The sequence below is a fragment of the Pseudomonas sp. Pseusp18 genome (assembly GCF_059506005.1).
Map to the genome: position 1 here is coordinate 272,826 of NZ_CP169240.1, position 23,608 is coordinate 296,433.

At 60.7% G+C, this 23,608-nt stretch carries 24 protein-coding genes and 1 pseudogene; 14 read left to right on the plus strand and 11 right to left on the minus strand.

All coding sequences use genetic code 11. From position 1 onward, the window contains the following. The 11 genes from hutI (at position 1) to ACEN9A_RS01215 (ending at position 13,384) form a co-directional block, all read left to right on the plus strand. Positions 1 to 1,206, plus strand: a complete 1,206-nt coding sequence (gene hutI / locus ACEN9A_RS01165; RefSeq protein WP_258672061.1) for an imidazolonepropionase — start codon at positions 1 to 3, stop codon at positions 1,204 to 1,206. A 10-nt stretch (positions 1,207 to 1,216) separates the two neighbouring features. Next, entirely contained in the window at positions 1,217 to 2,020 is an 804-nt protein-coding gene (gene hutG, locus ACEN9A_RS01170; RefSeq protein ID WP_018929176.1) for an N-formylglutamate deformylase, read from the plus strand. 327 nt (positions 2,021 to 2,347) lie between these two features. Next, positions 2,348 to 3,295 (plus strand): choline ABC transporter substrate-binding protein, encoded by a 948-nt coding sequence (locus ACEN9A_RS01175; RefSeq protein ID WP_019650800.1) that lies wholly within the window; start codon positions 2,348 to 2,350, stop codon positions 3,293 to 3,295. A gap of 50 nt (positions 3,296 to 3,345) precedes the next feature. Then, complete coding sequence (locus ACEN9A_RS01180; RefSeq protein ID WP_258672063.1) at positions 3,346 to 4,266, plus strand: alpha/beta hydrolase; 921 nt, start codon at positions 3,346 to 3,348, stop codon at positions 4,264 to 4,266. Positions 4,267 to 4,394: 128 nt separating this feature from the next. After that, positions 4,395 to 5,366, plus strand: coding sequence for a prolyl aminopeptidase (pip, locus tag ACEN9A_RS01185; protein ID WP_018929173.1), 972 nt, complete (start codon positions 4,395 to 4,397; stop codon positions 5,364 to 5,366). Further along, a complete protein-coding gene (gene dtd, locus ACEN9A_RS01190; RefSeq protein ID WP_258672065.1) occupies positions 5,363 to 5,800 on the plus strand; it encodes a D-aminoacyl-tRNA deacylase in 438 nt (145 codons plus the stop codon). The genes pip and dtd overlap by 4 nt, the downstream gene beginning before the upstream one ends. Positions 5,801 to 6,121: 321 nt before the next feature. Further along, the gene (locus ACEN9A_RS01195; protein ID WP_026345987.1) at positions 6,122 to 7,927 is read left to right on the plus strand and encodes a glucan biosynthesis protein G; all 1,806 of its coding nucleotides are present in this window, start codon (positions 6,122 to 6,124) and stop codon (positions 7,925 to 7,927) included. Continuing rightward, positions 7,920 to 10,490 (plus strand): glucans biosynthesis glucosyltransferase MdoH, encoded by a 2,571-nt coding sequence (gene mdoH, locus ACEN9A_RS01200; protein WP_258672071.1) that lies wholly within the window; start codon positions 7,920 to 7,922, stop codon positions 10,488 to 10,490. Before ACEN9A_RS01195 ends, mdoH begins: the two co-directional genes overlap by 8 nt. A gap of 229 nt (positions 10,491 to 10,719) precedes the next feature. Then, positions 10,720 to 11,517: a transporter substrate-binding domain-containing protein gene (locus tag ACEN9A_RS01205; protein ID WP_026345986.1), complete on the plus strand. Its 798-nt coding sequence runs from the start codon at positions 10,720 to 10,722 to the stop codon at positions 11,515 to 11,517. A gap of 180 nt (positions 11,518 to 11,697) precedes the next feature. Further along, positions 11,698 to 12,657, plus strand: coding sequence for an amino acid ABC transporter permease (locus ACEN9A_RS01210; RefSeq protein ID WP_258672073.1), 960 nt, complete (start codon positions 11,698 to 11,700; stop codon positions 12,655 to 12,657). Beyond that, on the plus strand, positions 12,650 to 13,384 hold the full coding sequence (locus ACEN9A_RS01215) for an amino acid ABC transporter ATP-binding protein (RefSeq protein WP_007936789.1): 735 nt from the start codon (positions 12,650 to 12,652) through the stop codon (positions 13,382 to 13,384). Before ACEN9A_RS01210 ends, ACEN9A_RS01215 begins: the two co-directional genes overlap by 8 nt. A gap of 110 nt (positions 13,385 to 13,494) precedes the next feature. Here ACEN9A_RS01215 and ACEN9A_RS01220 read toward each other — a convergent pair whose 3' ends face one another. The 11 genes and pseudogenes from ACEN9A_RS01220 to ubiE all read right to left on the minus strand — a co-directional run bounded on the left by ACEN9A_RS01220 (position 13,495) and on the right by ubiE (position 21,692). After that, the gene (locus ACEN9A_RS01220) at positions 13,495 to 14,367 is read right to left on the minus strand and encodes a methyl-accepting chemotaxis protein (RefSeq protein ID WP_408981113.1); all 873 of its coding nucleotides are present in this window, start codon (positions 14,365 to 14,367) and stop codon (positions 13,495 to 13,497) included. After that, positions 14,353 to 15,411, minus strand: a pseudogene (locus ACEN9A_RS01225) (methyl-accepting chemotaxis protein); the annotation flags it as partial. The gene ACEN9A_RS01220 and the pseudogene ACEN9A_RS01225, both read right to left, overlap by 15 nt. Positions 15,412 to 15,630: 219 nt before the next feature. Further along, positions 15,631 to 16,338: a 16S rRNA (uracil(1498)-N(3))-methyltransferase gene (locus ACEN9A_RS01230; protein WP_258672076.1), complete on the minus strand. Its 708-nt coding sequence runs from the start codon at positions 16,336 to 16,338 to the stop codon at positions 15,631 to 15,633. Beyond that, positions 16,335 to 17,129, minus strand: a complete 795-nt coding sequence (gene tatC, locus ACEN9A_RS01235) for a twin-arginine translocase subunit TatC (protein ID WP_019581837.1) — start codon at positions 17,127 to 17,129, stop codon at positions 16,335 to 16,337. Before tatC ends, ACEN9A_RS01230 begins: the two co-directional genes overlap by 4 nt. Next, a complete protein-coding gene (gene tatB, locus ACEN9A_RS01240) occupies positions 17,126 to 17,566 on the minus strand; it encodes a Sec-independent protein translocase protein TatB (RefSeq protein WP_258672078.1) in 441 nt (146 codons plus the stop codon). Before tatB ends, tatC begins: the two co-directional genes overlap by 4 nt. Before the next feature lie 10 nt (positions 17,567 to 17,576). Further along, positions 17,577 to 17,855, minus strand: coding sequence for a twin-arginine translocase TatA/TatE family subunit (locus tag ACEN9A_RS01245; protein ID WP_258672080.1), 279 nt, complete (start codon positions 17,853 to 17,855; stop codon positions 17,577 to 17,579). A 24-nt stretch (positions 17,856 to 17,879) separates the two neighbouring features. Continuing rightward, positions 17,880 to 18,212, minus strand: coding sequence for a phosphoribosyl-ATP diphosphatase (locus ACEN9A_RS01250; protein WP_007899279.1), 333 nt, complete (start codon positions 18,210 to 18,212; stop codon positions 17,880 to 17,882). Next, positions 18,205 to 18,606 (minus strand): phosphoribosyl-AMP cyclohydrolase, encoded by a 402-nt coding sequence (gene hisI, locus ACEN9A_RS01255; RefSeq protein ID WP_007936797.1) that lies wholly within the window; start codon positions 18,604 to 18,606, stop codon positions 18,205 to 18,207. The genes ACEN9A_RS01250 and hisI overlap by 8 nt, the downstream gene beginning before the upstream one ends. A gap of 91 nt (positions 18,607 to 18,697) precedes the next feature. Continuing rightward, entirely contained in the window at positions 18,698 to 20,302 is a 1,605-nt protein-coding gene (gene ubiB / locus ACEN9A_RS01260) for a ubiquinone biosynthesis regulatory protein kinase UbiB (protein WP_028939613.1), read from the minus strand. Then, positions 20,299 to 20,922, minus strand: a complete 624-nt coding sequence (locus tag ACEN9A_RS01265; RefSeq protein ID WP_019581841.1) for a ubiquinone biosynthesis accessory factor UbiJ — start codon at positions 20,920 to 20,922, stop codon at positions 20,299 to 20,301. The genes ubiB and ACEN9A_RS01265 overlap by 4 nt, the downstream gene beginning before the upstream one ends. Then, entirely contained in the window at positions 20,922 to 21,692 is a 771-nt protein-coding gene (gene ubiE, locus ACEN9A_RS01270) for a bifunctional demethylmenaquinone methyltransferase/2-methoxy-6-polyprenyl-1,4-benzoquinol methylase UbiE (protein WP_007936800.1), read from the minus strand. Before ubiE ends, ACEN9A_RS01265 begins: the two co-directional genes overlap by 1 nt. Before the next feature lie 154 nt (positions 21,693 to 21,846). Between ubiE and ACEN9A_RS01275 the strand changes: the two genes are divergently transcribed. The 3 genes from ACEN9A_RS01275 (at position 21,847) to ACEN9A_RS01285 (ending at position 23,582) form a co-directional block, all read left to right on the plus strand. Continuing rightward, positions 21,847 to 22,122: a polyhydroxyalkanoic acid system family protein gene (locus ACEN9A_RS01275; RefSeq protein WP_018929158.1), complete on the plus strand. Its 276-nt coding sequence runs from the start codon at positions 21,847 to 21,849 to the stop codon at positions 22,120 to 22,122. Between the two features lie 205 nt (positions 22,123 to 22,327). Continuing rightward, on the plus strand, positions 22,328 to 22,750 hold the full coding sequence (locus tag ACEN9A_RS01280) for a phasin family protein (RefSeq protein ID WP_007936802.1): 423 nt from the start codon (positions 22,328 to 22,330) through the stop codon (positions 22,748 to 22,750). Between the two features lie 10 nt (positions 22,751 to 22,760). Next, positions 22,761 to 23,582, plus strand: a complete 822-nt coding sequence (locus ACEN9A_RS01285) for a phasin family protein (protein WP_258672084.1) — start codon at positions 22,761 to 22,763, stop codon at positions 23,580 to 23,582. Positions 23,583 to 23,608: the final 26 nt, after the last annotated feature.

Below are 23,608 nucleotides of genomic sequence, written 5' to 3' on the forward strand. Positions count from 1 at the left end.
ATGAAAACGCTCTGGCAACACTGCCACGTCGCAACCATGGCGCAAGGCGTCTACTCGATCATCGAGGATGCGGCCATCGTGACGTCCGGTGCGCACATTGAGTGGATCGGCCCACGCGCCGAACTGCCGGCCGGCGAGTACCCGGCCGTCAATGACTTGAGCGGGGCCTGGGTCACTCCGGGCCTGATCGACTGCCACACCCACACGGTATTCGGCGGCAACCGCAGCGGCGAATTCGAGCAGCGCCTGCAAGGCGTCAGCTACGCGGAAATCGCCGCAGCCGGCGGCGGCATTGCCAGCACCGTGCGCGCCACCCGCGCCGCCAGCGAAGACGAGCTGTTCGCCAGCGCCGCCAAGCGTCTGAAAAGCCTGATGCGTGATGGCGTGACCACCGTCGAAATGAAATCCGGCTACGGCCTGGACCTGGCCAGCGAACGCAAGATCCTGCGGGTGGTCCGCCGTCTCGGCGCCGAGCTACCCGTCAGCGTGCGCAGCACATGCCTGGCGGCCCACGCCTTGCCGCCGGAATACACCGACCGCGCCGACGCGTACATCGATCACATCTGCAGCGAAATGCTCCCGGCCCTGGCGGCCGAAGGGCTGGTGGATGCGGTAGACGCTTTCTGTGAATACCTAGCGTTTTCGCCAGAGCAGGTCGAGCGGGTGTTCGTCGCCGCGCAGAACCTCGGCTTGCCGGTGAAGCTGCACGCCGAGCAATTGTCATCGCTGCACGGTTCGAGCCTGGCGGCGCGTTACCACGCACTGTCCGCCGATCATCTGGAATTCATGACCGAAGACGATGCCATCGCCATGGCCAAGTCCGGCACCGTCGCGGTATTGCTGCCCGGCGCGTTTTACTTCCTGCGGGAAACCCAATTGCCACCGATGGAAGCCCTGCGCAAACACGGTGTGAAAATCGCCATCGCCAGCGACCTTAACCCGGGCACTTCGCCGGCGTTGTCGTTGCGCTTGATGCTGAACATGGCCTGCACCTGCTTCCGCATGACCCCGGAAGAGGCGCTGGCGGGCGCGACTATTCATGCCGCCACCGCGTTGGGCATGGGCCAAACCCACGGTTCGCTGGAAGCCGGCAAGGTCGCAGACTTCGTCGCCTGGCAAATCGATCGTCCGGCCGACCTGTCGTACTGGCTGGGCGGCGACCTGGAAAAACGCGTCGTGCGTCACGGCGTTGAATCAAATCTGTAGGAGAGCGGTTGTGGATAAGGTTCTGAACTTCAAACAAGGCCGCGTGCCGCTGCTGATCAGCATGCCCCACGCCGGCCTGCGCCTGACCCCGACGGTGGAAGCGGGGTTGATCCCCGACGCGAAAAGCCTGCCGGACACCGATTGGCACATCCCCAGGCTTTATGAATTCGCCGCCGAACTGGGCGCCAGCACCCTGGCGGCCGAGTACTCGCGGTTTGTCATCGACCTGAACCGGCCGTCCGACGACAAGCCTTTATATGTCGGCGCCACCACCGGCCTGTATCCGGCGACGCTGTTCGATGGCGTGCCGTTGTTCCGCGAAGGGCTGGAGCCGTCGGCTGCGGAACGGGCGACGTATCTGGAGCAGATCTGGACGCCGTACCACCGCACCTTGCAGGAAGAACTGGCACGGCTGAAAGCCGAGTTCGGCTACGCGCTGCTGTTCGACGCGCACTCGATCCGCTCGGTGATTCCGCACCTGTTCGACGGCAAACTACCGGACTTCAACCTCGGCACCTTCAACGGCGCCAGTTGCGATCCGCAGTTGGCCACACAGCTGGAAGCGATCTGCGCGAAGCACACCGATTACAGCCATGTGCTGAACGGCCGCTTCAAGGGCGGACACATCACCCGGCACTACGGCAACCCGGCCGAGAACATTCATGCCGTGCAACTGGAGTTGGGCCAGTGCACGTACATGGAAGAGTTCCAGCCGTTCCGTTATCGCCCGGATTTGGCCGAGCCGACGCAAGTGGTACTCCGGGAATTACTGCAAGGGCTGTTGGCGTGGGGCGAAAAGCATTACAGCGCGTAACCCTGTGGCGAACGGGCCTTTGTGGCGAGGGAGCTTGTCGGATCGCCGCACCGTCCCGCTCGGCGGCGAAGCCGTCGTAAACCCGGTTGGTCGGGCGTACCTGATAAAACTCGGTTGAATGGTTTGGGGGCTGCTTCGCAACCCAGCGGGAGCAAGCTCCCTCGCCACAGATTAGTGTTCGCCTTGATAACGCATCAGGACAGTCGCCACCGTGCAAAACACGGTCGCCACAGGTCACTTTTGCCGACTCGGTGCTGCGTAACGTTGTGGGCACGGTGCACAAAGACACCGGGCCCACAATAATCTGCTGCCGAGCGAGCCTTCCCGATGAAACGACTGTTCAACCGCTGTCTGTTAATCCTCACCGGCACTGCTCTTCTGAGCACCAGCGTTTTCGCCAACGACCCCGCTTCCTGCAAGACCGTGCGTATGGGCGTGGTCAACTGGACCGACGTCATTGCCACCAGCGGCATGGCCGATGTGCTGCTCAATGGCCTTGGCTATGAAAGCAAGCAAACCAGCGCCGTGCAGCAAATCATCTTCGCCGGCATCCGCGACAAGCGTCTGGATATTTTCCTCGGTTACTGGAAACCGGCGATGGACAAGAACATCGCCCCGTTCGTGTCCGCCAATCAGGTGAAGGTCATGGACAAACCGAGTCTGGCCGACGCCCAGGCAACGCTCGCGGTACCTGACTATGTCGCTGCCGCCGGCCTGAAAACCTTCGCCGACATCGCCAGGTTCAAGGATCAGTTGGGTGGCAAGATCTACGGCATCGAGCCGGGCAGCGGCGCCAACACCACCATCAAAACCATGATCGAGACCAACCGCTTCGGTTTGAAGGACTTCAAGTTGATCGAGTCCGGTGAGGCTGGGATGCTCGCCGCCGTACAACGGGCGGTCAATCGCAAGGAGTTCGTGGTGTTCGTCGGCTGGACCCCGCATCCGATGAACATCAACATGAACATCGCCTACCTGACCGGCAGCGAAGACGTCTACGGCCCGAATGAAGGCGCGGCGACCGTTTCCACCGTGACCGCGCCGGACTATGCCGAGCGTTGCCCGAACGTGAACCGTCTATTGGAAAACCTGACCTTCACCGCTGCCCAGGAAAGCCAGTTGATGGTACCGATCATGGAGCGTAAGACGCCGCAGGATGTCGCCAAGCAGTGGCTGCGTGATCATCCCGAAGACCTTCAGCGCTGGCTGGCGGGTGTCAGCAGTTTCGATGGAAAGAATGGCGCGGCAACCGTTCAGGCCAGTCTCAAAAATTGACTGCGCCACAGGTTATCAATCAAAAACTTTGAACTGACTGGCTGTAGTCCATGGCTTCTTATCCACTCTCTGAACAGATGGCGGCTTTCGTCGAGAAAACCCTCAGCTTCAACAGCACTGACAGCAGCCTCGCCGGTATGCGTCAGGCCTACAGCGAGATGTGCCGGGCGTTTACCCCGCCACATCCCGCGGGGCTTGAGGTGGTCGATCTAGAGTTGGCGGGAGTGGCGGTGCGCGCCTGGCAACCGCCGGTTCCGCTGCCGACCAACGGTTGGCCCTGCATTGTGTATCTGCATGGCGGTGGTTGGGTGGTGGGGGATCTGGATTCCCACGACTTCATCTGCGCCGAACTGGCGTCGGTGCTCGGTGTGTTGGTGATCGCCGTCGATTATCGGCTGGCGCCGGAGCATCCGTTTCCAGCGGCGTTCGATGACTGTCTGGGTGTCTGGCGAGCGCTACGCACGGGGCCGTTTCAACTCGACCTGGCGCGGACGCTGGTGGCCGGCGACAGCGCTGGCGGCAACCTTGCCGCTGCGCTGTGTCTGGCCTTGCGCGATGCCGGCGAACCGGCGCCTTGTGCACAGGTTCTGATCTATCCGGGCCTGGGCGGCGATCACCGGTTGCCATCACGCAGCGAATGCGCCGACGCGCCATTGCTGGGTAGCAGCGATCTGGATTGTTATCACGCGCTGTACTTGGGTGGTATCCGTCAGCCAACGGCCTATGCGATGCCCTTGCTCGCCGACGACTTCAGCGGTCTGCCACCGACGTTGATCGCCGTGGCGCAGTTCGATCCGCTACGCGATGACGGCGTGCTTTACGCCGGGCGACTCAACGCCGCCGGCGTGAGCGCAATGCTTTATTACGGTCAGGGGCTGGTTCACGGTTGTTTGCGGGCGCGGGGGCAGGTTGCCGAGGTCGACCGACTCTATGAAACCCTGCTCGGGTATTTGGCTGAGAAGACGGGCTGACAAGATGGGCTGACAAGCGCTGACGCTGCAAGGGGCATGCTCATTGAAGTAATTCGGGTTTATGATGCCGGACGGCAGAATAATAGAAGTCCCTACAGGGATGACCTCGACCCCTTACGGAGCGCGCAATGCAGACTTTGTACCCGCAGATCAAACCCCACGCCCGGCACGATCTGGCCGTCGATAAAACCCATACGCTGTATGTCGACGAAAGCGGTTCACCGGAAGGTTTGCCGGTAGTGTTCATTCACGGCGGCCCTGGCGCCGGGTGTGATGCGCAGAGCCGCCGGTATTTCGATCCGAACCTGTATCGCATTGTCACCTTCGACCAGCGCGGTTGCGGTCGCTCCACGCCCCACGCCAGCCTTGAGAACAACACCACCTGGGATCTGGTCGCCGATCTCGAGCGGATTCGCAAACACCTGGGCATCGACAAATGGGTGCTGTTCGGCGGTTCCTGGGGTTCGACCCTGGCCCTGGCTTACGCGCAAACCCACCCGGAGCGCGTGCACGGTCTGATTCTGCGCGGGATTTTTCTCTGCCGTCCCCAGGAAATCGAGTGGTTCTACCAGTGTGGCGCCAGTCGCCTGTTCCCCGATTACTGGCAGGACTACATCGCGCCGATCCCGCTGGACGAGCGCGACGACTTGCTCACGGCATTCCACAAACGCCTGGTCGGCAACGACCAGATCGCCCAGATGCACGCGGCCAAGGCCTGGTCCATCTGGGAAGGCCGCACCGCGACCCTGCGTCCGAACCCGCTGGTGGTCGATCGTTTCTCCGAACCCCAGCGTGCGTTGTCCATCGCCCGCATCGAATGCCACTACTTCACCAACAACGCTTTCCTCGAGCCGAATCAGCTGATCCGCGACATGGGCAAGATCGCCCATTTGCCCGGCGTCATCGTCCATGGTCGCTATGATGTGATCTGCCCGCTGGACAACGCCTGGGAACTGCATCAAGCCTGGCCGAACAGCGAATTGCAGGTGATCCGCGACGCCGGCCATGCGGCGTCCGAACCGGGGATCACCGATGCATTGGTACGCGCCGCCGATCAGATGGCCCGTCGCTTACTCGACCTGTCGCCTGACGAAGCATGAAGGCCCTGCTGCAACGCGTGCGCGGCGCGCGAGTCGAGGTCGCGGGAGAGGTGGTTGGTGCGATAGATCAGGGGTTGCTGGTGCTGGTGGCGGTCGAACCCGACGACACGCAGGCCAGCGCCGACAAACTTCTGCATAAACTGCTTAACTATCGAGTATTCAGTGACGCCGAGGGCAAGATGAATCTGTCCTTGGCTGACGTGGGCGGCGGGTTGTTGCTGGTCTCGCAGTTCACCCTGGCCGCCGATACCAAAAACGGGTTGCGTCCGAGTTTTTCGACTGCAGCCCCTCCGGCCTTGGGCGAGGCGCTGTTCGACTATCTATTGGGCAAAGCGAAACAGGTGCATGGCACTGTGGCATCAGGTAGATTCGGCGCGGATATGCAGGTGCACCTGGTCAATGATGGCCCGGTAACCTTCCTGTTACAGACGTGAAAGCGCTTGAAACATGTTTTTAAGGGCATTTCGGCTGAAAACAGAGGCTTTTCCCGATAAATACTTGCTTCCCCCTGATGCGTTGTAACGCGGCCTACTAGATAATCGCGCGCTACGGGGATCAGCGTTCGTTGGTCCATTTTGACTTAGGTAGAGACTTGTCCGCGGCCTGTTGGGGAATCATTTTGCCCCATGGGAGTCGGAACAATGCTCGCCAACTTGGCAAGAGTGGTCCGCAGGGTCGGTTTTTTTCCACCGTACACCGTGCTGGCACTTTAACTGGCCGTTGGTTTTTTGATCTGTTTTCGGCGAGGGTTGCTCGTGATTGTTAGTCCCTGTAATGCACCAAAATTGTCTGCCAAACGGTTTCGAAATGCTCTGGTAGCGGGCTCTGCACTGCTCTGCCTGTTCAGCGCCGGCCAGCTTTGGGCATTCAATCTGGATGACGTATCGGTCAAGGCAAAAGAGCTGGCCGGGCAAAAATACGAAGCCCCGCGCAGTAACCTGCCGAATGAATTTCGTGAGATGAAATTCGCGGATTATCAAAAAATTCGCTTCCTCACCGAAAAAGCCGAGTGGGCTAACCAGAAAACCCCATTCAAGCTGTCGTTCTATCACCAGGGCATGCACTTCGATACGCCGGTGAAAATCAACGAAATCACGGCCAACGCCGTCGAAGAGATCAAATACGACCCAAGTCGTTTCGATTTCGGCGATATGAAGTTCGATCCTAAAGCCACTGAGAAGCTGGGTTATGCCGGTTTCCGTGTGCTCTACCCGATCAACAAGGCCGACAAGCAAGACGAAATCATGACCATGCTCGGCGCGAGTTACTTCCGCGTCGTCGGCAAGGGCCACACCTATGGCTTGTCCGCTCGCGGCATGGCCATCGATACCGCCTTGCCGTCCGGCGAAGAGTTCCCGCGTTTCACCGAGTTCTGGATTCAGCAGCCGAAGCCGGGCGACAAGCACCTGGTGATCTTCGCCCTGCTGGATTCGCCGCGCGCCACCGGTGCCTATCGCCTGACCCTGCGTCCGGGCAGCGACACGGTCGTCGACGTCAAGGCCAGGATGTTCCTGCGTGACAAGGTCACCAAACTTGGCGTTGCGCCGCTGACCAGCATGTTCCTGTTCGGCGCCAACCAGCCGTCGAAAGTGCTGAACTACCGTCGCGAACTGCACGACTCCAGCGGTCTGTCGATCCATGCCGGCAACGGCGAATGGATCTGGCGCCCATTGAACAACCCGAAACACCTGGCCGTGAGCAACTTCTCGATCGAGAACCCGCGCGGTTTCGGCTTGCTGCAGCGTGGTCGTGACTTCAGCCACTACGAAGACCTCGATGACCGCTACGACAAGCGCCCAAGTGCCTGGATCGAGCCGAAAGGCGATTGGGGCAAGGGCTCCGTCGATCTGGTGGAGATTCCTACCGCTGACGAAACCAACGACAATATCGTTGCTTTCTGGAGCCCGGAAAAACTGCCAGAGCCTGGGCAGCCCCTGGACGTCGCCTATCGCATGCACTGGACCATCGACGAAGCCGCCCTGCATTCGGCGGACAGCGCCTGGGTCCAACAGACCCTGCGTTCCACGGGTGACGTGAAGCAGTCGAACCTGATTCGTCAGCCGGACGGCAGCGTGGCCTACCTGGTGGATTTCCAGGGTCCGTCCCTGCAAGACTTGCCGGAAGATGCCGAAGTGCGCAGTCAGGTGAGCGTTGGCGACAACGCGGAACTGGTCGAGAACAGCGTCCGTTACAACCCTGAAACCAAGGGCTGGCGCCTGACCCTGCGGATGAAGATCAAGGATCCGAACAAGTCCACCGAAATGCGTGCAGCACTGGTCAAGACCATCACGCCTGCCGAGACGATCAAGACCACGGCGCCAGCGTCCAGCTCTTCCGTTGCCAAGGCCGACAAGATCGCCGCCCGTCAGCAGGAGAAGAAGGACAAGGAAGCCAAGCAAGCTGAAGCGCAAGCCCAGCAAGTCAAGGACACCAAGGACAAGGACAACAAAGACGCCAAGCAGCCTGTCGCTGCCGAAGCGGCCCCTGCCACACCGGAATCGGCACCGACTGAACAAGTCCTGACCGAGACCTGGAGCTATCAGTTGCCCGCCGATGAGTAATTCACAAGTACAGCCACAAACGCTTGCCGAGTACCTGGCGCATTTGCCGATGACCGACGAGCAGCGCGCGGAACTCGCGGGCTGCAAGTCTTTCAGTGAGTTGCACGAACGTCTGTCGTCCCAGGCGTTCGACGCGCCAACCGATGCCGCCCAGGCGTCGGTCGGGCGGCGCCTGACCCTGAACACCGCCGAAGAACTGGCGGATGCGCAAATGTTGGGACTCGACGCCAGTGGTCGGGTTTGCCTCAAGGCAGCCCCGCCGATCCGTCGGACCAAAGTCGTTCCGGAGCCATGGCGCACCAATATTCTGGTGCGTGGCTGGCGTCGGCTGACCGGTCGCACCAACCCGCCGCAGCCGCAGAAAGACGAGAACGTGCTGCCGGCTGCTCGCTGGCGCACCGTCGGTTCGATCCGCCGCTATATTCTGCTGGTGCTGATGCTCGGTCAGACGATCGTCGCCGGCTGGTACATGAAAGGCATCATGCCGTACCAGGGCTGGTCGTTCGTCGATCTTGAAGAAGTCCTGCACCAACCGCTTCTGCAAACCGCGGCCCAGGTGCTGCCTTACGCGTTGCAAACCAGCATCCTGATTCTGTTCGGGATTCTGTTCTGCTGGGTGTCGGCCGGTTTCTGGACCGCGCTGATGGGCTTCCTCGAGTTGATCACGGGTCGCGACAAGTACCGCATTTCCGGCGCCAGCGCCGGCAACGAGCCGATCGCCAAGGACGCACGCACCGCATTGGTGATGCCGATCTGCAACGAAGATGTGCCGCGGGTATTCGCCGGTTTGCGGGCGACCTTCGAGTCGGTTGCAGCCTCGGGTAACCTCGATCGCTTCGACTTTTTCGTGCTCAGCGACAGTAACGACGCCGATATCTGCGTCGCCGAACAGCAGGCCTGGCTGGACGTCTGCCGTGAAGCCAAGGGCTTCGGCAAGATCTTCTACCGCCGCCGTCGTCGTCGCGTAAAACGTAAAAGCGGCAACCTCGACGACTTCTGCCGTCGTTGGGGCGGTGACTACAAATACATGGTCGTGCTCGACGCCGACAGCGTAATGAGTGGCGAATGCCTGAGCAGCCTGGTGCGCCTGATGGAAGCCACGCCGGACGCCGGGATCATCCAGACCGCGCCGCGTGCGTCGGGCATGGACACCCTTTATGCGCGTATGCAGCAGTTCGCCACCCGTGTGTACGGTCCACTGTTCACCGCTGGCCTGCACTTCTGGCAGTTGGGCGAATCCCACTACTGGGGCCACAACGCGATCATCCGCATGAAGCCGTTCATCGAGCACTGCGCCCTGGCGCCGTTGCCCGGTAAAGGCGCGTTCGCCGGTGCGATCCTGTCCCACGACTTCGTTGAAGCTGCGCTGATGCGCCGTGCCGGCTGGGGCGTGTGGATTGCCTATGATTTGCCGGGCAGCTACGAAGAACTGCCGCCGAACCTGTTGGACGAACTCAAGCGTGACCGTCGCTGGTGCCATGGCAACCTGATGAACTTCCGGCTGTTCCTGGTCAAGGGCATGCACCCGGTACACCGTGCGGTGTTCCTGACAGGCGTGATGTCTTACCTGTCGGCGCCGTTGTGGTTCTTCTTCCTCGTGCTGTCGACAGCCCTGCTGGCGACCAACACGCTGATGGAGCCGCAGTACTTCCTGGAACCGCGTCAGCTCTATCCGCTTTGGCCACAATGGCACCCGGACAAGGCGATCGCGCTGTTCTCGACGACCATCGTGCTGCTGTTCCTGCCGAAGCTGCTGAGCATCATCCTGATCTGGGCCAAGGGCGCGAAAGAGTTCGGTGGCAAGTTCAAGGTGACGCTGTCGATGCTGCTGGAGATGTTGTTCTCCATGCTGCTGGCGCCGGTGCGGATGATTTTCCACACCCGTTTCGTGCTCGCCGCGTTCCTCGGCTGGGCCGCGACCTGGAACTCGCCGCAACGTGACGACGATTCCACGCCTTGGAGCGAGGCGGTCAAGCGCCACGGTCCGCAAACCGTGCTGGGTTTCTTCTGGGCGCTGCTGGTGATCTGGCTGAACCCGAGCTTCCTCTGGTGGCTGGTGCCGATCGTCGGTTCGCTGATGCTGTCGATTCCGGTGTCGGTGATCTCCAGTCGTGTCGGCCTGGGCCTGAAATCCCGTGACGAGAGCCTGTTCCTGATTCCTGAGGAATACGCTCCGCCGCAGGCGTTGCTGGCGACTGATCAGTACACCCACGAAAACCGCTGGCATGCACTGCACGACGGCTTCGTCCGGTCGGTGGTCGATCCACAGCAGAACGCGTTGGCGTGTGCGCTGGCGACGTCTCGTCACCGTCAGGCCGAGCCGATCGAATGGCTGCGTATCGAGCGGGTTCGCCATGCGATGAAGGTCGGGCCTGAAGGGCTGACCAACAACGAGCGCGTGGCCCTGCTGAGTGATCCGGTGGCACTGGGTCGCTTGCATGAGCAAGTCTGGAGCGAAGGCCATGCCGAGTGGCTGCAAGCCTGGCGCACTTCGGTGGATGCCGATCCGCATGCGCCGCTGTTGCCGCTCAAGCCGTTGAGCGTGCAGCCTCAGTTGGCATAATGAAAAACCCCGCGAAAGCGGGGTTTTTTTTGTGCTGATGATCGTTCCGTGTTCTGCGTGGGAACGATCAAACAAATCTCCTTCAACCCCTTGTGCAAACGGCCGAGTGCGTTAGCATCCGTCCCCGAATTGGTGCGCCCGGACAACTTTCTGTTCGTATCTGCCGGTTTCCCAAAGGAAACCTGCGGTTTGCGTGCCTCACAATGCGATGGGTTTTGGGGACTTGAAGATGAAGAAGTATCTGTCGATGCTGCTGGTCGGCGTCACGGCATTGGTTGCAGTCAGCGCGGTGCAGGCCGGTGCCATCGATGACGCGGTCAAGCGCGGCACGCTGAAAGTCGGCATGGACCCGACCTACATGCCGTTCGAAATGACCAACAAGCGCGGCGAAATCATCGGCTTCGAAGTCGACATCCTCAAAGCCATGGCCAAGGCCATGGGCGTCAAGCTGGAAATGGTATCCACCGGCTACGACGGCATCATCCCGGCCCTGCTGACCGACAAGTTCGACATGATCGGCAGCGGCATGACCCTGACCCAGGAGCGCAACCTGCGCCTGAACTTCAGCGAACCCTTCATCGTGGTCGGCCAGACGCTGCTGATCCGCAAGGAGCTGGAAGGCACCATCAAGTCCTATAAAGACCTGAACACCGCCGACTACCGCATCACCTCCAAGCTCGGCACCACTGGCGAGATGGTCGCCAAAAAGCTCATTTCCAAAGCCAAGTACCACGGCTACGACAACGAGCAGGAAGCGGTGCTCGACGTGGTCAACGGCAAGGCCGACGCCTTCATCTACGACGCGCCTTACAACGTCGTGGCGGTGAACAAGGTCGGCAACGGCAAACTGCTGTTCCTCGACAAGCCGTTCACCTATGAGCCTTTGGCTTTCGGCCTGAAGAAAGGCGATTACGACAGCCTCAACTTCATCAACAACTTCCTGCACCAGATTCACGAAGACGGCACCTACGATCGCATCCATGACAAGTGGTTTAAAGACACCGCCTGGCTCAAGGACATGGAGTAACACCGCCTTTGTGGCGAGGGAGCTTGCTCCCGTCCGACTGCGAAGCAGTCGTAAATCGATTGACTCGTTTACCCGACGTTGCGCAGTGGCTGATTTCAGGGTTGCTGCGCAACCCAGCGGGAGCAAGCTCCCTCGCCACAGAGGGAGCGGGCGCCCTGATCGTTATGGATTTGCCTTTAAATGAAACAGAAAAAAGCCCAATGGCCCTGGCACGTATTAACCGTGCTGGTGCTGATCGGCCTGGCTGGCGCGTTGTACTACGCCACCTCGCTGATGTCCTACGAATGGCGCTGGAACCGTGTGCCGCAGTACTTCGCCTACCATGCCGAAGAGTCCCAGCGCGCGGCCGACATCTCCACCGTCAGTGAGCTGGTGCGCAAGGGCAGCAAGACTGAAGTCACCCTGCGCAATGATGCCGGGGATGAGCAGCACCTGACGGTTGACGACAACAGCCTGCAAGTCGCGCAAGGCGATGATGTGGCCGAAGGCGATGTGATCGGCGTGACCCGGCATTGGGCCGCCGGCCCGCTGCTATGGGGGCTCTGGACCACGTTGTGGTTGTCCCTGGTGTCTGGCGTGCTTGGCCTGCTGATCGGCCTGGCCACCGGGCTGTGCCGCCTGTCGAACAACCCGACCCTGCGCGACCTCTCGACGATCTATGTCGAGCTGGTGCGCGGTACGCCGCTGCTGGTGCAAATTTTCATTTTCTACTTCTTCATTGGCACCGTGATGAACCTCTCCCGGGAGTTCGCCGGGATCGCCGCGCTGTCGCTGTTCACCGGTGCCTACGTGGCGGAGATCATCCGCTCTGGCGTGCAATCAATTGCACGCGGCCAGAACGAAGCGGCGCGCTCCCTCGGTTTGAGCGGTGGCCAGTCGATGCGTCATGTGGTGCTGCCGCAAGCGTTCAAGCGCGTGCTGCCACCGCTGGCCGGGCAGTTCATCAGTCTGGTCAAGGACACCTCGCTGGTGTCGGTGATCGCGATTACCGAACTGTTGAAAAGCGGTCGTGAAGTCATCACTACCTCGTTCTCGCCGTTCGAAATCCTGTTCTGCGTGGCTGGGTTGTACCTGTTGATCAACCTGCCGCTGTCGAAAATCGCCAGTCGGCTTGAGCGGAGGCTCGCGCAAAGTGATTGAAGTCCGCGATCTGATAAAAGTCTTCGACACCCGCGGTCAGGTGGTTCGCGCGGTGGACAACGTCACCACCCAAGTGGCGAAGGGCGAAGTATTGGTGGTGATCGGCCCGTCCGGTTCCGGCAAGTCGACCTTTCTGCGCTGCCTGAATGGCCTGGAAGCGTTCGACTCCGGTTCGGTGAGCATCGACGGTCTGCAACTGGCCGACCCGAAAACCGACGTCAACGCCTACCGCCGCGAAGTCGGCATGGTGTTTCAGCATTTCAACCTGTTCCCGCACATGACCGTGCTGGAAAACCTCTGCCTGGCCCAGAAAGTCGTGCGCAAGCGCGGCAAGAAGGAGCGCGAGGCCAAGGCCATGGTGTTGCTGGAAAAGGTCGGTATCGCTCAGAAGGCCCACGAGTTTCCATCGCGCCTGTCCGGTGGTCAGCAGCAGCGCGTGGCTATAGCCCGGGCGTTGGCGATGGAGCCGAAAGTCATGCTGTTCGATGAGCCGACGTCGGCGCTCGACCCGGAAATGGTCGGTGAAGTGCTGGATGTGATGAAGACCCTGGCCGTGGAAGGCATGACCATGGTTTGCGTCACCCACGAAATGGGCTTCGCCCGGGAAGTGGCGGACCGGGTGCTGTTCTTCGATCACGGCAAATTGCTGGAAGACGCCTCACCGGCCGAGTTCTTCGATGCACCGAAGGATCCCCGTGCGCAGGCGTTTTTGCGCCAGGTTCTCTAACTTCGTCGCCTGATCCATCGCATTCGCGGGCAAGCCTCGCTCCTACAGGAATTCCCCCGTAGGAGCGAGGCTTGCCCGCGAATGGCTTCACCTCGGTCTTAAGCGAACGCTCAAACCTTGAATCTGCCCACCAGCATCTGCAGATGCGTCCCCAGCCGCGCCAGTTCCACGCTGGAGACCGCGGTCTCTTCACTGGCGGCCGAGGTCTGCTCGGATACGTCACGCACATTCAGCACGCTGCGGTTGATCTCTTCGGCCACCGCGCTCTGTTGCTCGGCGGCTGCGGCGATCTGCTGGTTCATCGACTGGATCGCCGACACGGTGCGGGTGATGCTTTCCAGCGAGCCGCCGGCGCGGCGGGTCAGTTCGACGCTGCTGTCGGTCAGGCTGCGGCTGTTGTCCATGATGGTCGCGACTTGCTGAGTGCCGGTTTGCAGGCCAACGATCAACTCTTCGATTTCTTCGGTGGACTTCTGGGTACGCTGGGCCAGGCTGCGGACTTCGTCGGCGACCACCGCAAAGCCACGCCCGGCTTCACCGGCGCGAGCGGCTTCGATGGCGGCGTTGAGCGCCAGCAGGTTGGTTTGCTGGGCCACGGATTTGATCACGTCGAGCACGCTGCCGATCTTGTCGCTTTCGCGCTTCAGATCGCCCATGGCGGCAGTGGAGTTGCCGACTTCGAGGGCCAGGCGCTCGATCTGGGCGATGGCTTCGCCGACCACCCTGTCACCCTCGCGGGCCTGCTGGTCGGCGGCGACGGCGGCTTCGGACGCTTCCTCGGCATTGCGCGCGACTTCCTGCACGGTGGCGGTCATTTCGTGCATGGCGGTGGCCACTTGATCGGTTTCGACCTTCTGACTGTTGACCCCGGCGCTGGTCTGCTCGGTAACGGCAGACAGTTCTTCAGCGGCGCTGGCGATTTGGGTCACGCCGTCGCTGATGCCGCCGATCAGTTCTCGCAGGCCCAGGGTCATGCTCTGCATGGCGCGCTGTAGTTGGCCCAGTTCGTCCTGGCGTTCAGAAATCAGGTTGTGGCTCAGGTCGCCCGCGGCGACACGCTCGGCGACTTTGAGGGTCTGGCTCAGGGGAATGACGATCTGGCGGGTGATGGCCCAGGCCGCGAACAGACCAAAGGCCGACGCGAGGACGGTGGCCATCAGCAGCAGGTTTTTGGCATGCGCCGTATCGGCGTCACGTATGGCGGTTTGCGAGGTGGTGAGCTTTTTGCTGACGTCGAACAGAATGTCGCCTTGGGCGCTCATGCGTTTGAAGGCGGCAGCGCTGGCGACCTGGGAGTCGCGGAACTGGCTGACCGCCGCGCGATAGGCTTTGAGCGAGTCGGTCGCCTGTTGCAGGTTGGCGATGTGCTGCTCCGGCAGTTTGGCTGGCAGGCTTTCGAGGTTTTTCAGGGCGTTGTCGATGGCGTCCAGCGCTGGCTGCTCGGCCTCGGGTTTGCCGCTGTAGGTGTAGCCGCGGACCTGGAAGCGCGCTTGCTGAATCAGTTTGCTCAGGTCGATCACACTGTTGAACTGGGTGACGCTGTCGCCCTGCAGCATGGATTTTTCGACTTCGGCGACGCGGGCCACGGCGTTATCGGCGGTGGCGCCCAGTTTGCTGCGAGCGTCTTCGCGAGCGGCGGTGGCCTGGGTCAGATCGGCGAAGGCGCGTTTGTACTCGCTGATGGCGGCCAGTTGCTGGTCGAGCAATGCCACGTCGTCAGGTTGTTCGATTAGCGTGCGGGCGGTTTTCAGGCCGCTATCGAGTTTGCCGATCAGCTCGTTGACGGCGCCCGGGCCTTGTTCGCCACGGCGCATGTCGTAGTCCAGGCGGGCCAGGCGCAGGTCTTTGGTCAGCTCATTGAGGCTGGAAATAAACCCGAGCGTGTCGCCACGGCTGATCACACCGCTCAGGCCGGTCCAGCCGGTGAAGGTGATCAACAAGGTTAGAAGCAGCACCAGACCGAAGCCGACACCCAGTTTGCGATTGACGCTTACGTTTCCCAGTTTTTCGGCTAGCCAACGGTACATGCTGCAACTCCCCTCGGACCATTATTCGGTTTTATGGGGACTGTATCGGCAGGCAGGCTGGAACCTGTAGGTGAGCAAACACCTGTGGCGAGGGAGCTTGCTCCCGCTCGGCTGCGAAGCAGTCGTAAAACCGGTGAATGCGGTCTTGCTGGAAAAAAGCGGTGGCCGCTTCGCGCCCAAGCGGGAGCAAGCTCCCTCGCCACAGGGTAAGTGTCTGGGTTAGAACAGCCGCGAAAGCAGTGCAGTGACGGCGGTTTCGACCCGCAGGATGCGCTCGCCGAGCTGCACCGGTTGCAGGCCGGCCTTGGCCAGCAGGTCGATTTCGTAAGGAATCCAGCCGCCTTCGGGGCCGATGGCCAGGGTCACGGGTTCGTCCAGGCCACGGGGGCAGGGCGGGTAATTGCCGGGATGACCGATCAGGCCGAGAGTGCCTTCAGTGATTGCTGGCAGGCGATCTTCGACAAAAGGTTTGAAGCGCTTCTCGATGACGACTTCCGGCAGCACGCTGTCCCGGGCTTGTTCAAGCCCCAGGATCAATTGCTCGCGAATCGCCTCAGGTTCCAGGAACGGGGTTTGCCAGAAGCTCTTCTCGACGCGATAGCTGTTTACCAGAACGATTCGTGGCACACCCATGGCAGCCACGGTCTGGAACACCCTGCGGAGCATTTTCGGGCGTGGCAGGGCCAGCACCAGGGTCAGTGGCAGCTTGGCTGGTGGCGGCTGGTCGAGGGTGACGCGCAACTCGGCTTCGTCAGCGTCCAGGCGCAGCACTTCGGCGGCCCCCATCAGCCCACCGATACGCCCGACGCGCATGCTGTCACCCACTTCACAGCGGTGGACTTCCTGCATATGAGTCAACCGGCGATCGCGCAGGATCACTCGGTCGGCCGCAATAAAGTCGGCCTCTTCGAGGAGCAGCAGGTTCACGCTTGGGTCGCTGGCGGCTGGTCGTTGTGATCGTCAGCCGGTTTTTCGTCCGGGTGCTCGCCGCGCTTGCTGATCAGGCCGCCGAACAGGACGCCGATCTCGAACAGCAACCACATTGGTACGGCCAACAGCGTCTGCGAGAAGATGTCCGGCGGCGTCAGGATCATGCCGACCACGAAGCAGCCGATGACCACGTACGGGCGGATTTTCTTCAGGTAGGCGACGTTGACCACGCCGATCCACACCAGCAGCACCACGGCCACCGGGATCTCGAACGCCACACCGAAGGCGAAGAACAGCGTCATGACGAAATCGAGGTAGCTGGTGATGTCGGTCATCATTTCCACGCCGGCCGGGGTGGCGGCGGCGAAGAACTTGAAGATCAGCGGGAACACCAGGAAATAGGCGAAGGCCATGCCGGTGTAGAACAGCAGGATGCTGGAGACCAGCAACGGCACGGCGATGCGCTTCTCATGCTTGTACAGGCCTGGCGCGATGAAACCCCAGATCTGATGCAGGATCACCGGGATTGCCAGGAACAGCGAGACCATCATGGTCAGCTTCAGCGGCGTCAGGAACGGCGACGACACGTCGGTGGCGATCATCGTCGCGCCGGCCGGCAGGTACTGGCGCAGAGGCGTGGAGACGAAGGTGTAAATCTGCTGGGTGAAGGCGAACAACCCGGCGAAGATAATGAAGATCGCCGCTACACAGCGCAGCAGACGGGTGCGCAACTCGGTGAGGTGCGAGACCAGTGGCATGTGCTGGTCGTTTTCGGGGAGATCGCTCATGGGGCTCGCGGCGGCAAAGTGGTGTCGTGAGGCGCCGGCGTTGTCGGCGCGGCGGCAGGAGCAACAGGTTCTACTGGAGCAATAACCGGTGCTGTTTCAACGGTTTTCACCGTTTCAGTCGGCGTAGTCTCGGCCGCCGGCGCATGAATCGTCGGCGTGGCTACAGGTTCCACCGGTGTTGGCTCCTGCTGAGTCGGCGTGAAAATCTTCCGCGCCTCCTGCTCCAGGGACAGAATGTGCTCGTTGTGCAGTTGCCGGCGAATCTCGTCGGCACCGATTTCACGTTCAACTTCCTGTTTGATCGCGTTGAAGCTGCGCTTCAGCCGCCCGACCCACAGGCCAGCGGTGCGCGCAGCACCCGGCAGGCGCTCGGGGCCCAGCACCAGCAGGGCGACGAGGCCGACGAGCAGCAGTTCAGAGAAGCTGATACCAAACATTAGTCAGTGCTCACGAGTCTTTGCGGATCGGCTCTTCGACTTTTTGCGCCTGCACGTCGATGGTGTGCGGCGGGTTCACAGGCGTTGTGGCCTGTGGCTGGGTCGGCGGAACCGGTTGGGCCGGAGTCGCAGTCGGGTCGGCCGGTTTCTCTTCGTCGTTCATGGCCTTGCGAAAGCCCTTGATCGACTCGCCCACGTCAGTGCCGAGGTTTTTCAGTTTCTTGGTGCCGAACACCAGCACCACGACAACCAGGATGACGATCCAGTGTTTCCAGTCAAAAATGCCCATGTTGCGTTCCTCTCTAATAATTATTCAGGCGGACGGACGCGAGGCTTTCTCGGCGTGTCCGGACAGACCGAAGCGACGGTCCAGTTCATCGAGCACAGCCTGTGGATGTTGCCCCAACTGGGCGAGCATGACCATGCTGTGGAACCACAGGTCGGCGGTCTCGTAGATCACATCGCTGCAGTCACCGCTGATGGCGGCATCCTTGGCGGCGATAATGGTTTCGACCGACTCTTCGCCGACTTTTTCCAGAATCTTGTTCAAGCCCTTGTGGTACAGGCTGGCGACGTACGAGCTGTCGGCGGCGGCGCCTTTGCGCTCTTCCAGCACCTGGGCCAGACGGGTCAGGGTGTCACTCATGAGTATGTCCTGCGGAGTAAATGGCGTGCGGGTCTTTGAGAACCGGGTCGACGGTTTTCCAGTCGCCGTTCTCGAAGACGCGGTAGAAGCAGCTCTGACGGCCGGTATGGCAGGCGATGTCGCCGATCTGCTCGACCATCAGGATGATCACGTCAGCGTCACAGTCCAGGCGCATCTCATGCAGGGTTTGCACGTGGCCGGACTCTTCGCCCTTGCGCCACAGCTTGCCACGGGAACGTGACCAGTAAATGGCACGGTTCTCGGCGGCGGTCAATTGCAGAGCTTCGCGGTTCATCCAGGCCATCATCAGGACGCGTCCGGTCTTGTGATCCTGGGCAATCGCGGGCACCAGGCCATCGGCGTCCCACTTGATCTCGTCCAGCCAGTTTTTCATCTTCGACTCCGACAGCGGGCTCTACTTCAATAGTTGAGGCCAATGTTCAAATTCAGCGTTCAAACAGTGTGCCAGCCGATGATCCAACTGGCTATCGGCGAACGACCAGATACAAGCCGATCGCCACCATGATTCCGGCGGGCCAATGCCCCAGTTCGTGTAACGGGCCACCGGCGGCGAGTATCGTGCCACCCGCCAGATGAGCGGTACCGAGCAGGCGCAGGAACACGTCGTCCTTGCGCCGGTGCCACGGCGGCGGCGGGTCGTTGGCGTGGGGTTGGGACATGCGCTCGAGCAGGTCGCGGGCCATGTTGGCCAGGTGCGGGAGCTGCTCGAACTGGCTCTGCACGTTGCCCAGCAAGGCTTTGGGGCTGACGCGCTCGCGCATCCAGCGTTCGAGGAACGGCTGGGCGGTGTTCCACAGATCGAGGTCCGGGTACAACTGGCGACCCAGGCCTTCGATGTTCAACAGGGTTTTTTGCAGCAAGACCAACTGCGGCTGCACTTCCATGTTGAAGCGTCGAGCGGTCTGGAACAGGCGCATCAGCACCTGACCAAAGGAAATATCTTTTAAAGGTTTTTCGAAGATTGGTTCGCACACCGTGCGGATCGCCGCTTCGAATTCGTTGAGTTTGGTTTCTGCCGGTACCCAGCCCGAGTCGATGTGTAATTGCGCGACACGCCGGTAGTCACGCTTGAAGAACGCGAACAGGTTGCGCGCCAGATAGTCCTGGTCTTCCGGGGTCAGGCTGCCGACGATGCCGCAGTCGATGGCGATGTACTGCGGGCTCCAGGGCTGCACGGTGCTGACGAAAATGTTGCCGGGGTGCATGTCTGCGTGGAAGAAGCTGTCGCGGAACACCTGGGTGAAGAAGATCTCCACACCACGCTCGGCGAGCATTTTCATGTCGGTGCGCTGGTCGGCCAGGGTCGCGAGGTCGGTGACCTGAATCCCGTAGATGCGCTCCATCACCAGCACTTTCGGCCGGCACCAGTCCCAATAGACTTGCGGCACATAGAGCAGCGGCGAACCGTCGAAGTTGCGCTTCAACTGGCTGGCGTTGGCCGCCTCGCGCAGCAGGTCGAGTTCGTCGTAGATGGTTTTTTCGTAGTCGCTGACCACGTCCACCGGGTGCAGCAGGCGGGCATCGGCCGAGAGTTTTTCCGCGGCGCGGGCAAGAATGAACAGCCATGCCAGGTCCTGGGCAATCACCGGCTTGAGGCCCGGGCGGATCACCTTGACCACTACTTCTTCACCGGTTTTCAGCTGCGCGGCATGTACCTGCGCCACCGAAGCCGAGGCCAGCGGTTCGACGTCGAAACGCGAGAAGACTTCATTGATCTTCTTGCCGAGCTGCTCTTCGATCAACCGGACCGACACTTGCGAGTCGAACGGCGGTACCCGGTCCTGCAACATCATCAGTTCATCGGCGATGTCTTCGGGCAGCAAGTCGCGGCGCGTCGAAAGGATCTGGCCGAACTTGATGAAAATCGGCCCAAGGTCCTGCAGCGCCAGGCGCAATCGTGCGCCACGGCTCAGGTCCAGGGGCTTGCGCGGGAACCAGCGCCACGGCAAGGCATAGCGCAGCGCCAGCAGAAACCAGGGCAATGGCAGGGCGAACAGCAGGTCATCGAGGCGGTAGCGGATCACGACGCGCTGGATGCGCAACAAACGGCGGACGGCAAGCAGCTTCATGCGTTATCGCTTGGGTCGAGGGATCGGGAAAGGCGCTCGAAACGCGCCTCGAGACGTTCCAGATCGAGCTTGATCTGGTCCAGTTCACTGAAACGGGCTTCGGCTTCGCGCTGACCGACGAGGGTGCGCGATTCTTCGGCCAGGTACTCGCCCAGGTTCTGGTTGAGGCTGGCGAACCCTTGCTGATACCAGCGTGCGCGACTGCGCAGGTGACCGCCGACCAGTTGCGTGGCCACAGGTCCCAGCCAGCGCGAGAGTTCGTACTCCCAGTCCAGCTCCAGGTCCTGCAGGACCGTCGCCAGTTCCAGCAGCACGCCGCTGTCGCCGTCGAGCTCGACTTCCGGGCCATGCAGCACGGAAGTCTTGTCTTTGCTCGTCGCCAGTTTCAGCAGGCTTGAGGCGGGTGCGCGCAACGTGCAGTCGGCACCGGTTTCCCAGTGGGACGCCAGCATCAGACCTTCATCGCTGGGCAGGATGAACAATTGCAACGCCGGGCTGCGGCAGTCGACGGCAATCACCTTGCCACTCAAATGCGCCAGCCGCGGCAGCGCCGTGCTGTCGAGACGCAGCACCCGGTTCAGACCGAGTTCAACGCTGGCGAGCAGGCCGGCCAGCAACATCAGGGTTTGATGCCACGGTGCAGGGCGACGATGCCTGCGGTCATGTTGTGGTAGGTCACGCGGTCGAAACCGGCCTCGACCATCATCGACTTCAGGGTTTCCTGATTCGGGTGCATGCGGATCGATTCGGCCAGGTAGCGATAGCTTTCCGAATCATTGGTGATCAGCTTGCCCATCAACGGCATGAAGGCGAACGAATAGGCATCGTAGGCTTTGGACATCAGTGCGTTGGTGGGTTTGGAAAACTCCAGCACCAGCAGGCGACCGCCGGGCTTGAGCACGCGCAGCATCGAGCGCAGGGCGTCTTCTTTATGCGTCACGTTGCGCAGGCCGAAAGCGATGGTCACGCAGTCGAAGTGGTTGTCCGGGAACGGCAGCTTTTCAGCGTCGGCCTGGACGAATTCGACGTTGCCGGACACACCCAGATCCAGCAGGCGGTCACGACCGACCTTGAGCATGGATTCGTTGATGTCGGCCAACACTACCTGACCAGTCGGTCCCACAAGATGCGAAAACTTTTTGGTCAGGTCGCCAGTGCCGCCGGCGATGTCCAGCACGCGGTTACCGGCACGCACGCCCGACAGTTCGATCGCGAAACGCTTCCATAGACGGTGCATGCCGCCCGACAGGAGGTCGTTCATCAAGTCGTACTTGGCGGCTACCGAGTGGAAAACCTCAGCGACTTTTTCCGCTTTCTGGCTTTCCGGAACGTTTTTGAAGCCGAAGTGAGTGGTGGGTTCGGCATCGCTGCCTTTGCGCTGATCAGTCATATCGCTGTCACCAAAATAGAATGCGGGACATTCTAATCCCGGTGGCCTGCTTTGTCTTGGCAAGGCTGAAGGTAAGATATAGAGAAACCGGGACGTTTTGACGCAGTAACGGTCAAGATGCTTCAGGAAGTGTCCATAAAGCAGGAGTCATTCGATGGCCCATATTAGTGTTGAGCGTGCCCATGGCCTGGGTAAGGAAGCGGCCCGCGAGAAGGCCGACAAGTTGGCGCAGAAACTGTCCGATCAATATGGCCTGGAGCCGCAGTGGTCCGGTGACACCCTGAACCTCAAGCGCTCCGGTGTGAAAGGCGCGGTACATGTGGGCGAGGACTCGATCAGGGTCGATGTCGAATTGGGGCTGTTGATGTCCGCCATGAGCGGCACCATCAAATCGGAAATCGAAAGGGCCCTCGACAAAGCCCTCGCGTGATTCCCCAAAGATCGCAGCCTTCGACAGCGCCTGCATTGAAATGTGTACATCTGCAGGCGCTGCCGAAGACTGAGATCTTTTCCCGGAGGCACCACCGATTTGTGTCATTTGTTAGGGTGCCGTTTCTAATTTTTCTCCCTACTTTGTGCCTGAGCCCGACACTTTCGCGGGCAGTTCCTCAACCCTTCTGCGCGTGAGGTGGACCATGGCCAAAGTTATTTTGAAGAAAAAAGTCGACGTTGAGACCAACACTCTGAACGACGTCAAATCGTATGCCCGCAAGATCTGGCTGGCGGGCCTGGGTGCCTACACCAAGGTCGGTCAAGAGGGTAGCGAGTACGTTCAAGAGTTGATCAAGGCTGGTCAAGCTGTTGAAAAGAAAGGCAAAAAAGTAGTTGCTGAGAAACTTGAAGCGGCTAATGCCGAGATCGATGAAGCCAAGAGTGAAGTGAGTACTTTCAAAGGCAAAGTCGAACTTCAACTCGACAAAGTCGAGAAGGCTTTCGATACGCGTATCGCAAGTGCCTTGAATCGTATCGGCATTCCGTCTAAACATGACGTGGAGACACTCTCTGCTAAGCTCGATGAGCTGACAGCATTGCTCGAACGTGTCGCGCGTAAATCTTAAGGAGAACGGGATGGCTGGCAAAAAGAATACTGAAAAAGAAGGCAGCTCGTGGATCGGGAAGGTCGAAGACTACTCCCGCAAGATCTGGCTGGCTGGTTTAGGCGTGTACTCGAAGATTGATACTGACGGCAGCAAACTCTTCGATGCATTGGTTAAGGACGGCGAGAAAGCCGAGAAGCTCACCAAGAGCGCTGTCGGCAAGACTGTCGATGCTGCCAAGGACTCCGCTTCGTCGGCCAAGTCGCGCATCAGCGGCGTGAAAGATCGCGCACTGGGCAAGTGGGATGAGCTGGAAGGGGCTTTCGACAAGCGCCTGAACAGCGCCATTTCGCGCCTGGGTGTACCGAGCCGCAATGAGGTCAAGGCACTGCACAGCAAGGTCGATACCCTGACCAAGCAAATCGAAAAACTCACCGGTGCCAAGGTTGCGCCTGTTGCGGCGAAAACCGCAGCGGCCAAACCGGCAGCCAAAAGCGCTGCCAAACCATTGGCCAAGGCCGCAGCGAAACCTGCCGCCAAGCCGGCAGCCAAAACTGCTGCTGCGAAACCTGCAGCCAAAGCGGCCGCTAAACCCGCTGCAAAAGCTGCTGCAAAACCAGCCGCTAAACCAGCGGCCAAACCTGCAGCTAAAACCGCAGCGGCCAAACCCGCTGCGGCGAAGAAGCCAGCAGTGAAGAAACCAGCCGCCCCGAAAGCGGCCGCTCCGAAACCAGCAGTGGCTGCCGCCAAACCGGCAACCCCGGTCAGTCCGGCGAACTCCGCCGCTGCACCGACCCCTGCTGTAACCCCGACTATCGCACCGACTCCATCGGCGCCAACCAGTCAGTCCTGATTTCCAGGACGCAAAAAAACGCCCGG

Coding starts and splice junctions, on each gene's coding strand:
- hutI (WP_258672061.1), top strand. CDS start 1: ATGAAAACGCTCTGGCAACACTGCCACGTCGCAACCATGGCGCAAGGC.
- ACEN9A_RS01175 (WP_019650800.1), top strand. CDS start 2,348: ATGAAACGACTGTTCAACCGCTGTCTGTTAATCCTCACCGGCACTGCT.
- ACEN9A_RS01180 (WP_258672063.1), top strand. CDS start 3,346: ATGGCTTCTTATCCACTCTCTGAACAGATGGCGGCTTTCGTCGAGAAA.
- pip (WP_018929173.1), top strand. CDS start 4,395: ATGCAGACTTTGTACCCGCAGATCAAACCCCACGCCCGGCACGATCTG.
- dtd (WP_258672065.1), top strand. CDS start 5,363: ATGAAGGCCCTGCTGCAACGCGTGCGCGGCGCGCGAGTCGAGGTCGCG.
- mdoH (WP_258672071.1), top strand. CDS start 7,920: ATGAGTAATTCACAAGTACAGCCACAAACGCTTGCCGAGTACCTGGCG.
- ACEN9A_RS01205 (WP_026345986.1), top strand. CDS start 10,720: ATGAAGAAGTATCTGTCGATGCTGCTGGTCGGCGTCACGGCATTGGTT.
- ACEN9A_RS01210 (WP_258672073.1), top strand. CDS start 11,698: ATGAAACAGAAAAAAGCCCAATGGCCCTGGCACGTATTAACCGTGCTG.
- ACEN9A_RS01220 (WP_408981113.1), bottom strand. CDS start 14,367: ATGCAGAGCATGACCCTGGGCCTGCGAGAACTGATCGGCGGCATCAGC.
- tatC (WP_019581837.1), bottom strand. CDS start 17,129: ATGAGCGATCTCCCCGAAAACGACCAGCACATGCCACTGGTCTCGCAC.
- tatB (WP_258672078.1), bottom strand. CDS start 17,566: ATGTTTGGTATCAGCTTCTCTGAACTGCTGCTCGTCGGCCTCGTCGCC.
- ACEN9A_RS01245 (WP_258672080.1), bottom strand. CDS start 17,855: ATGGGCATTTTTGACTGGAAACACTGGATCGTCATCCTGGTTGTCGTG.
- ACEN9A_RS01250 (WP_007899279.1), bottom strand. CDS start 18,212: ATGAGTGACACCCTGACCCGTCTGGCCCAGGTGCTGGAAGAGCGCAAA.
- hisI (WP_007936797.1), bottom strand. CDS start 18,606: ATGAAAAACTGGCTGGACGAGATCAAGTGGGACGCCGATGGCCTGGTG.
- ubiB (WP_028939613.1), bottom strand. CDS start 20,302: ATGAAGCTGCTTGCCGTCCGCCGTTTGTTGCGCATCCAGCGCGTCGTG.
- ACEN9A_RS01265 (WP_019581841.1), bottom strand. CDS start 20,922: ATGTTGCTGGCCGGCCTGCTCGCCAGCGTTGAACTCGGTCTGAACCGG.
- ubiE (WP_007936800.1), bottom strand. CDS start 21,692: ATGACTGATCAGCGCAAAGGCAGCGATGCCGAACCCACCACTCACTTC.
- ACEN9A_RS01275 (WP_018929158.1), top strand. CDS start 21,847: ATGGCCCATATTAGTGTTGAGCGTGCCCATGGCCTGGGTAAGGAAGCG.
- ACEN9A_RS01280 (WP_007936802.1), top strand. CDS start 22,328: ATGGCCAAAGTTATTTTGAAGAAAAAAGTCGACGTTGAGACCAACACT.
- ACEN9A_RS01285 (WP_258672084.1), top strand. CDS start 22,761: ATGGCTGGCAAAAAGAATACTGAAAAAGAAGGCAGCTCGTGGATCGGG.